This is a genomic window from Pseudomonas sp. CBZ-4 (assembly GCF_000346755.1).
Lineage (GTDB): Bacteria > Pseudomonadota > Gammaproteobacteria > Pseudomonadales > Pseudomonadaceae > Aquipseudomonas.
On record NZ_ANNV01000114.1, the window covers coordinates 21,286 to 30,627 of the forward strand.

A 9,342-nucleotide genomic window follows, 5' to 3' on the forward strand; every position below is an offset into this window, starting at 1 on the left:
CACCCTTGATCCCTATGGAACATTGCCGGCCAGCGTGACGGCGCCGTCGGCGCGTTCGTGCGCCAGCCAAGTGGTCCAGCCCAGACCACACACATTGCGTTCGCCGAGATGCAACGCGCGGATCTCCCCTGCGGCCAGCACCAGGCGCAGGTCATAGGCCAGCGGATCGCGCACGGTCAGCCGCACCAAGGCGCACAACGCCGGGTAACCCGTGCCGAACGGCAGGAATTCGTGAAAGCGCTGCCAATCAAGCCCAACGATATGCACCCGGAATTTGCCGCCCCGGTCGGCGACGCGCTCGCCCAGCACCAGGTCCCGGCCCAGCCCATGGTTGGCAAGGCCCAATCGGTTGCGCTGCGCCGGATCAATCGACACGCTGCGCGCCACCCATTGCTCGATGAACAATCGGTCGTGCTTGAAGTAGTAACGCAGCACCGTCTCGACCAGGGCCGCCGAATGCGCGCGCAAACTCAACAACCCGAGGTACGGCAGCAAGCGCTTGCAATCGAGTTGCGTCACCTCGCGTATCGCCTGCCCGCCCAGGCCCACCAACGCAAACATCTGCTCGGAGAAGGCATCGCCAGCGCCGCTGCGAAATCGCGCGTAATAGCGGTATTTGCGCCAGATCGGCAGCAGCAACCGATGCAGGCGATGTTGAAACAGGTTGAGAAAATCCCGCGTCGCGTTGCCGCCGGCCTGCTCGGCGCAGGCCTGTTCGCCGTAGAACGCCGGCAGCGGCGAACCCGCACCAAACAGCCCGAGGACATTGAGGCGCAGGCGCGCACGCAGTTGCCCGTGTTCGCTGAAGAACTCCACGCGGTCAATGTCCTGCCCGGGAAACCCGAGGCCAGGGTTGGCGACGAACTCCAGTTGGTCGTACAGCGCGTCCTCATCCAGCAAGGGATTGGCGACGCGCAGGTGACCGATCACTTGCAGCACCGCCTGGTACAGCGAGTACTCGCGAATGGTGCGGGTCAGTGTGTTTAAAGCAGGGGTTGTTGGCCCATCCGGGGTGGCCATAGGTACACATCTCCTTGTGTGCTGATCACGCGCAGTTCGTGGTACGAGTTGAGGCTGGCATACAGTGCGAAAAACTCATTGAGGACCGAGGCGAACACAAACACTTCGCCATGGCCGAGAAAGCCCTGGGGCTCGATGCACAGGTCAACGCGCAACCCGCGCAATGGCAGGCCGTGATGCAGGCGATCGACCGCTTCGTGGCGAATCGAACGCAACGCATCCAGGCGGCGCCGGCTGACTTTCTGCGCCTGCCGGTCGTGATAACGCGGCAAGTCGTAGGTTTCGAGGACCACTTTCAGCGCATTGATATCGGTCAGCGACAGGTAGTTGAGCGACATGTGGCTGATCAGCTTCCACAGGAAATCCTGGTCCAGGGGCGGCGCGAAGCTGGGGGTCGGCACGCTGATGTTGCGGAAGGTGACAAATTCCGGCGTCTGCTCGCAGGCCTGGCGAATATCGCCCACCTGCAGTTGCCGAGGCAGGTTGTGGTGGGTGCAGGTCAGCTCGACCGACAGTGTTTCCTGCTCATGGCCGTGGCCCACGACCAGCCAGGTGTCCAACCCGTCATGCTGCGCCGAGGCACGCTGGCGAACGGTATAGCTCGCAGCATTACCCTCATGTTCAAAGGATTCGAACGGCACGTAAGCCTGGTAACCCAAGCCTCCCGGCCGCCAGCCGGTCACCGTGTCCACGGAAAACACGCTGGCATGGCCGGGGGCATATTCCCCCGGCAGCAGCAGGTATTCGTCCTGCCTGGCGTCCAGCCGGATCGGCACCGCGTCGTGCTGGAACAGGTTGACGATGGGGGTGCAATACAGCTTCACGTTGTCCAGGGTCGGCGGCTGCGGCGCATGCCCGCGAATATCCAGGTCAAAACGTAGCAACAGGCTGCGCGTGGCCTTGAGCACGTGGGTGGGTAATGCGTGGACCCCTTCAAGCCCGTCGATATCGACAAACAGATACTTCTCGGGAAAGACGAAGTACTCCTGCAAATGGCGATAGCCGCGAAAGGTGTTTTGCGGATAAGGGATCAGGGCCTGATCCTCGGCAAACCCGACGGGCTGCACCTGCTCCGGGCGCAATCGCAGCACCGTCGGCTGCCCGTCCCCGCCGTTGAGCGGCACCCCGTCCGCGTCCAACGGCAGCAGTTCGATGCCTTCCAGGTGCCGCAACAGGCTGAGGTACAAGCCTTGGCTGATATAGCGATCGCCCGCCAGATGCAGGCGCAAGGCGTCGACCACCAGCATGCTGAAATCACCCTCGGCGCTCATGTCCAGGCGCAGGCTCAACAACCCGCGCTCGCCTCTGGCCATATAGTCCAGCGCGCCGATCTGCAGCGGCAGGACCCGGGTGGAGTAGCAGGTACGGAAACGGCAGCGGGCGCCCTTCACCACCACGCTTTCCACGGCCGTATCTCGCGCCACCTCGACGCCAGGCCCGGCGTGCTTGAGCGGGTCGAACTGCAGGATGCTGAACGCCGGCAGCGGCCGCATATAGTTGGGCCACAACAACTGCATCAGCGAGTGGCTCAGTTCGGGCAGTTCATCATCCAGCTTCTGGCGCAGGCGCCCGGTGAGGAACGCAAAGCCTTCCAGCAACCGTTCCACATCCGGGTCTTGCCCGGCGTCGGCGAGGAACGGCGCCAGGGCCGGGTTGCGCTCAGAGAAGCGCCGCCCCAGCTGGCGCAGGGCACTGAGTTCACTTTGGTAATAGCGGTTAAAGGCCATCGGGCAACACCTCGACCCGCCCGGCCTCACCCAGCTGTGCGCGGAACGCGACAGGCTGGGTGGTACCGTTGAAGGTCAACAGCGCGTCAATCACGAACGCCAGGACCAAGGGGTCGCGATCACGGGGCAGCAGCCTGACCTGGACACTCGCCAACCGGGGTTCACAGGCCTGGATAAAACCCTCGATCTGCCGTCGTGACTGGTTCAGCGACTCATGCAGGCTGCACCGCATGTCGTTGAAGTCGGGCAACCCGTAGTCCGGTCGGGTCTGCACGCTGCCCGCGCGGGTGCTGAGCATTTTCCCCAGGTGGACGGCGATGCAGGCCACCTGGGACGCATCAGTGGGCGGCGCCTGTTCGAGGCGTTCGAACAGGCTGCGGTGATCGACACTCATGCTTTGTCGAGCTTGCCGACCAGGGACAGGGTGAAATCCGCCCCCATGTACTTGAAGTGCGGCCGCACGCTCAGGTTGACGCGATACCAGCCGGGTTCGCCTTCCACGTCACTGACGACAACTCGCGCGGCCCGCAACGGGCGCCGCCCACGCACTTCGGCGCTGGGGTTTTCCTGGTCGGCGACGTACTGGCGGATCCACTTGTTGAGCTCCAGCTCCAGGTCGGTCCGTTCCTTCCACGAGCCCAGCTGCTCGCGCTGCAAGACCTTGAGGTAATGCGCCAGGCGGTTGACCACCATCATGTAGGGCAATTGCGTGCCCAGGCGGTAGTTCAACTCCGCGTCCTTGGCTTCGGCGCTGATGCCGAAGTGCTTGGGTTTCTGCACCGAACTGGCGGAAAAGAACGCGGCGTTGTCACTGCCCTTGCGCATGGTCAGGGCGATGAAGCCTTCCTCGGCCAACTCGTATTCACGCCGGTCGGAGACCAGGACTTCGGTGGGAATCTTCGTTTCGATTTCGCCCATGCTGTGGAAGTGGTGCAGCGGCAAGTCCTCCACCGCACCGCCGCTTTGCGGGCCGATGATGTTCGGGCACCAACGGAACCGGGCAAAACTGTCGGTCAGGCGCGTGGCGAAGGCATAGGCGGTATTGCCCCACAGGTAGTGTTCGTGGCTGTTGACCACGTTCTCCTGATACACGAAGGTCTTCACTGGGCATTCAAGTGGGTCGTAGGGCGTGCGCAACAAGAAACGCGGCACGGTCAGGCCGATGTAGCGCGCGTCCTCGCTCTGGCGAAAGCTCTGCCATTTGGCAAACTGCGGGCCTTCGAAATGGTCCTTGAGGTCCTTGAGGTCCGGCAAACCGGTGAAGCTTTCGAGGCCAAAGAACGCCGGCCCTGCAGACGCGATAAACGGCGCGTGGGCCATGCAGGCTACGCTGGAGGCGTACTGCATGAGCTTGACGTCAGGGGCGCTCGGCGACAGGTAGTAATTGGCAATGATCGCGCCCACGGGCTGACCGCCAAACTGGCCGTATTCGGCGCTGTAGATGTGTTTGTACAGCCCGGACTGGATGATCTCTGCCGAGTCTTCGAAGTCGTCGAGCAAGTCCTGGCGAGCGACATTCAACAGCTCGATCTTGATGTTTTCACGGAAGTCGGTGCGTTCGACCAGCAGCTGCAAGCCTTTCCATGCCGCCTCCAGCGCCTGGAACTCAGGGTGGTGGAGAATTTCGTCCATTTGCCGGCTGAGCTTGCTGTCGATCTCGCTGATCATCCGATCCACCAGGCGTTTTTTTACCGGCTCACCGCTGTTATGCGGCTTGAGCAACTCGGCGATAAACGCGGCGACCCCGCGCTTGGCAATGCCATAGGCCTCATCATCGGCGTTCAACAGGGTCTGGGCGATGATGCCGTCGAGGATGCTGCGTTCACCGGTGGGTTGCAGGTGCTGCGGCTGTGTTTGGGTGCTCATGCATCAGTGTCCTTTTACTGAAAAAATCATGCGTCAGGGCTGCTCAGCCCAAGCTCGGCCAACACCCGCGTGCGGGAATCGTCGTCGGCCAGCGCCTGTTCAATGGCATGGCGAAAACTCGGGGTATTGCCCAGCGGGCCCTTGAGCGCCATCAGCGCGTCACGCAGGGCCATCAGTTTTTGCAGCTCTGGCACCTGCTCGACCAGGTTCGCGGGGTTGAAGTCCTTCATTGAGTGGATGTGTAGCCCGATGGCCAGTTCTTCGGTGTCGGTCTCGTCCTGCAGGCGATTGGGCACGCTGAGGGTGAGCTTCAATGCCTGTTTGGCGAGCACCTCGTCCAGGGTGTTCTTGTCGATGCCGATGGGTTTGCGCTCTTCCAGCTTGCGCAGGTCCTCGCGCCCGGTGAAATCCCCCAGCACCAGCAATTTCAACGGCAGCTCGACCTCTTCCTGAGCACCGCCAAGCGCCGGTTTGAACGTGATGTTGATACGTTCCTTGGGCGCAACCGAACCTTCTTTGGCCATGGTGTTTCTCCTTTTTCCTGTGGCTCGAAAGCCTATTCAAGTACCGCTTCCAGATCGAAACGGCACAACCTGCGGTGGGTGTCTTCCTTGCGTTCACGCACAGCCTGGCTTTGCGGCAAGAGGTCGCAGCAGCGATACAGCAATTGCGCGACCTGCAAGGCCAGCGCCGGCTCCCAGCGTTCGAGCCCGGCGTGTTGCAGTTCCTGGTCGAGTTGTTCGAGCTGGACCTTCGCCAGCTCGTGTTTGCCCGCCAGCACACACAGCCGCGCCACGGCCAGGCGCCACTGGAAACGCTCACGCTCGCTGACGGCGGCACGCACGCCCTGACCGAGTTGGTTGACGGCGGCCTTGAGTCCGTCCTTGCGCAGCACGGGCATGACCTGCTGCAAGGCGGCCTCCCACGGCTGCGCCGTCGTATCGGTGGCCACCTTGGGCGGCTCGGGTTTGCGCACATGGCGTTCGACGTGGAGCGTGATCCAGTCACGGGTGGCCGCATCGGCAAAGGGCACGCCGTCGTGAAAGCGCAGCTCGGGCAGGTTCGGCAGGCGCTTGAGCAACAGGGCGAAGTCGACCTCAAGTTCGACCATTGCAGCCTCGGCCTGCAACGCGGCCAGGCATTCCCAGGCCCGGCGCAGGCCGTCGAACCAGAACATCGCGGTCGCGAGGCTGGCTTCAAGCTCAAGCAACAAGTCGGCGTATTGACCGCTGTCGAAGCGCTCCTGGTAGCGCTGGAGCTTGTCTGCCGTGGGGCCGCGCAGGGTGGTGATGCGTTCACCGTCGGCATCCGGATAGCCCGCCAGCGTCAGCCAGGCCATGGCGCGGCTCAGGCGCAGGGCACGCAAGTCGGTGGCACCCTGGCGCAACCACCAGGCGCAGAGCGGTCGGGCTTGATCCTGCAAGTTACGCAGCCGTTTATGCGCCGCTTTTTCGCTGTCGATTGCGATTTCAGGCGCGAGCAATTGGGTAGTGGCGTGCTTGAGCTGGGCAATCACCGCACCCACTGCGCCGGGCTCAGGCGCCGCGTGTGCCGCCCGCTCCAGATGCTGCGCCAATTGCCGACGAATCGGCAGCAACAGCGGTGCGTCATCCCCCAGGTGCGCAGACCAGAGTTCATCGAGCTGCGTGAGGTGTTCAAGGATGGCTTGGAATAACGGACGTTGCGGGTGCAACGCCAGGTTTTGCGGGCACAGCGGCTCAAGGCGCAGCACCAGCCAGCCAAAGGCCGCCGCACGGGTACGCTGCTTGGCGGGGTAAACCTCGAGCCAATGCCTCTCGCAGAGATAACGCAGCAGCCCAAGGCCTGCGAGCAACCCCGGGAAGGATTCACACTGATGCAGTGCCCAGGTCAACCACACTGCGACGCGCAAATCCTTTGAGTGATGGCGCAACAGACCCTCAGCGACGCCCCTGACCTTCTGCCAGTCCGGCTGGCCGCCGCCATGTACTGATTGCGCCTTGGCCAGCTCGAACTCCAACACTTCATATTCACTTGAAAAGCGCATGTCACTGCCGGCAAAACTCGCCGGCGCGCAAGGTGAGCGCGCCAATTCAAGGTAATAATCCAGCAGTTTGTCTGAGTAGATCATGCGCAACCATGGACGAAGATTAAAGGCAGAGCGGGCAAACTAATCATCGTTTAAAACGCGCGATCAGCGTGCCGCATCAACTTCGCCAAATCACCGCGAAGCTCGCAAACCTTAGCCACGCCAACAGCATTGGGCAAGCAACACAACCGGGGTTAAGGAATATCCTACAACCCTTATAAAACAAGGCGATGCGCAATTATTTGCGCAGCTTGATCAGCACGAAACCCGTCAAGAATCACGCAAACCTTTTAAATCCGCGGCGCAACAAGATGAGCAATTAAATGCACACTGCTGCGCAGTTAATGCGAGCAAATACCGTATAACTAATGGCCAACTTACGCCCAACTAACCAGCCACCCCTTATTTCATTACCCCCGGCACTTTCAGGCACGCTTCTTGTTATAGGACCTTGCCCATCCGGCACCCTGCGCCGCGTGGGCCCCTCTCAATAACCAGGCAAGGAAAGCGACATGCCAACACCCGCGTATCTCTCCATTACCGGTGTCAAACAAGGTTTGATTACCGCAGGCACGTTTACCCAGGACTCGGTCGGCAACATCTACCAGGAAGGCCATGAAGATCAGATTCTGGTGCAGGCGTTCAGCCATCAGGTAATCATTCCCCGTGACCCGCAATCCGGCCAACCCACCGGGCAGCGTGTGCACAAGCCGCTGATGATCAGCAAGATCTTCGACAAGTCCTCACCCCTGCTTTTCAGCGCGCTCACGGCGGGGGAAGAGGTCAAATGCCGCCTGGAGTGGTTCCGTACCTCCTCGGCCGGCACCCAGGAGCATTACTTCACCATCGAGCTGGAAGGCGCGACCATCGTCGATATCCAGTCACGCATGCCCAATTGCCAGGACCCGGCGAATGCGCACTTCACCCATCTGGAGGACGTGCACTTCACCTATCGCAAGATCGTCTGGACCCACGAAGTGGCCGGTACGTCCGGCTCGGACGACTGGCGCACGCCCGTAGCCGGCTAGACCATCGCCAATGGGTGCTTGCGCTTCGGCGCACCAAACACCCGGTCGATGGCCTCAAGGTCATGTTCATCCAGCACCAGCTGTGCCGCGCGGGCGTTCAGCCGCACATGCTCGGGGGTCACGGCCTTGGGGATGGCGATCACGCCGTCCTGGCGCAACACCCAGGCCAGGGACACCTGTGCCGGGGTCACGTCATGACGGCGGGCGATCTGCTTGAGGGTGGGGCTGGCCAGCAACGCGCCGCCCTGGGCAATCGGGCAGTACGCCATCAGCGGTAGATGGTGCTGCTGCCACCAGGGCAGCAAGTCGAACTCGATGCCGCGCTCTTCAATGTTGTAGAGCACCTGGTTGGTGGCACACGCCGGGGCGGCGAGCTCCTGCAGGTCTGCCACATCAAAGTTGGACACGCCCCAGCGGCCGATCTTGCCGGCTTCGCGCAAGCGCTCGAAGGCTTCGACGGTTTCTTCCAGGGGATACTGGCCACGCCAGTGCAGCAGATACAGATCGATGTAGTCCGTGCCCAGGCGTTGCAGGCTGGCGTCGCAGGCACGTGGCACGCCTTTGCGGCTGGCATTGTGCGGATACACCTTGCTCACCAGGAACACCTGGTCGCGCCTGCCGCGAATGGCTTCGCCGACCACCTCCTCGGCGCCGCCTTCGCCGTACATCTCGGCGGTATCGATCAGGGTCATGCCCTCGTCGATCCCCAGTTGCAAGGCCGCGACTTCGGCACGGCGCTGACTCGGGTCCTCGCCCATGCGCCAGGTGCCCTGGCCGACAACAGGGACCGGAACACCGGCCAGATCAATGGTACGCATGACAACCTCCTGATGAGTTCGCGGATAAACAGTGTGGCATTGGCCGGACAAAAGGGTTCAATCGCAGTATGGTTGGCGCCTGCCAAGTCGCCAGGAAGAACCTGCAATGCTGTTTGTCGTCATGCTCGGGGGCAAGCACCCACGGGCCAGGATCGAAGTGCACGATGTGGTATTCGCCGTGGCGGATACGCTGCAAGCCACCTACCCGCAATTGCGCGATGCCTGGTTTGGCAGCCCCAAGGGTGTACACATTGATTCGTGGATGGCGGTGGATGGCGTGGACGGCTGGAAGATCCAGCTCAGCCACCTGGCGCCTGCTGCCGGCGCCCAGCGCCTGTTTTTCATTAACCTGGGCGGTTATGAAGCCAGCGTGTTTGGCGAAGCTCACCACTACGTACTGGTGGTGGCGCGCGATGCCCGGGAAGCAAAAGCCCTGGGCAAGCAGCAGATGCTGCGCCAGTGGGCCCAGGCCCATACCGATGCCGTGATGGATATTGATGACTGCCTGCCGATTGACCTGGTGGATGGGCGTTACATTCATCTGGAGCAAGGCCAGCATCGACCGATCGTGCAGCACAACGACTACATCGTGCTGCCCTGATGGCAAATGTGGGAGCTGGCTTGTGTGGGAGCTGGCTTGCCTGTGATGCAGGCAACTCGGTACATCAGAAAAACCCAGTTGATGCCATCGCAGGCAAGCCAGCTCCCACAGGGGACCGCGCACGCTTCATTGATCAGGTCGGCTGTCAGGCCGCCTCGCTTTGCTTTTGCTTTTGATCTTGGGCGCCCCGTTAAACACGCTGGCCGGAATTCGA

General features: G+C 61.9%; 9 protein-coding genes. 2 read left to right on the top strand and 7 right to left on the bottom strand.

All coding sequences use genetic code 11. The features are described from left to right. Positions 1–12: 12 nt before the first annotated feature. Genes tssG through tssA form a run of 6 tightly spaced genes read right to left on the bottom strand, consistent with a single transcriptional unit; the run spans position 13 to position 6,723 of the window. Positions 13–1,020, bottom strand: a complete 1,008-nt coding sequence (gene tssG / locus B348_RS0115645; protein WP_017737012.1) for a type VI secretion system baseplate subunit TssG — start codon at positions 1,018–1,020, stop codon at positions 13–15. Next, positions 984–2,747 (bottom strand): type VI secretion system baseplate subunit TssF, encoded by a 1,764-nt coding sequence (tssF, locus tag B348_RS0115650; protein WP_017737013.1) that lies wholly within the window; start codon positions 2,745–2,747, stop codon positions 984–986. Before tssF ends, tssG begins: the two co-directional genes overlap by 37 nt. Continuing rightward, the gene (gene tssE, locus B348_RS0115655; RefSeq protein WP_017737014.1) at positions 2,737–3,141 is read right to left on the bottom strand and encodes a type VI secretion system baseplate subunit TssE; all 405 of its coding nucleotides are present in this window, start codon (positions 3,139–3,141) and stop codon (positions 2,737–2,739) included. The genes tssF and tssE overlap by 11 nt, the downstream gene beginning before the upstream one ends. Further along, the gene (tssC, locus tag B348_RS0115660) at positions 3,138–4,613 is read right to left on the bottom strand and encodes a type VI secretion system contractile sheath large subunit (protein ID WP_017737015.1); all 1,476 of its coding nucleotides are present in this window, start codon (positions 4,611–4,613) and stop codon (positions 3,138–3,140) included. Before tssC ends, tssE begins: the two co-directional genes overlap by 4 nt. 26 nt (positions 4,614–4,639) lie before the next feature. After that, positions 4,640–5,137 carry a type VI secretion system contractile sheath small subunit gene (gene tssB / locus B348_RS0115665; RefSeq protein ID WP_017737016.1) on the bottom strand — a complete coding sequence of 166 codons (498 nt, stop codon included), beginning with the start codon at positions 5,135–5,137 and terminating at the stop codon, positions 4,640–4,642. A 32-nt stretch (positions 5,138–5,169) separates the two neighbouring features. After that, positions 5,170–6,723 (bottom strand): type VI secretion system protein TssA, encoded by a 1,554-nt coding sequence (gene tssA, locus B348_RS0115670; RefSeq protein ID WP_017737017.1) that lies wholly within the window; start codon positions 6,721–6,723, stop codon positions 5,170–5,172. Between the two features lie 470 nt (positions 6,724–7,193). Here tssA and B348_RS0115675 point away from each other — a divergent pair, with 470 nt between their 5' ends. Then, complete coding sequence (locus B348_RS0115675; RefSeq protein ID WP_017737018.1) at positions 7,194–7,709, top strand: Hcp family type VI secretion system effector; 516 nt, start codon at positions 7,194–7,196, stop codon at positions 7,707–7,709. Here the strand turns inward: B348_RS0115675 and B348_RS0115680 are convergent. Further along, positions 7,706–8,527, bottom strand: coding sequence for an aldo/keto reductase (locus B348_RS0115680; protein WP_017737019.1), 822 nt, complete (start codon positions 8,525–8,527; stop codon positions 7,706–7,708). The two genes, B348_RS0115675 and B348_RS0115680, sit on opposite strands and share 4 nt — an antisense overlap. A gap of 106 nt (positions 8,528–8,633) precedes the next feature. On the opposite strand from B348_RS0115680, the gene B348_RS0115685 reads away from it, so the two are divergent. Beyond that, entirely contained in the window at positions 8,634–9,128 is a 495-nt protein-coding gene (locus tag B348_RS0115685) for a DUF1543 domain-containing protein (protein WP_017737020.1), read from the top strand. Positions 9,129–9,342 lie beyond the last annotated feature (214 nt).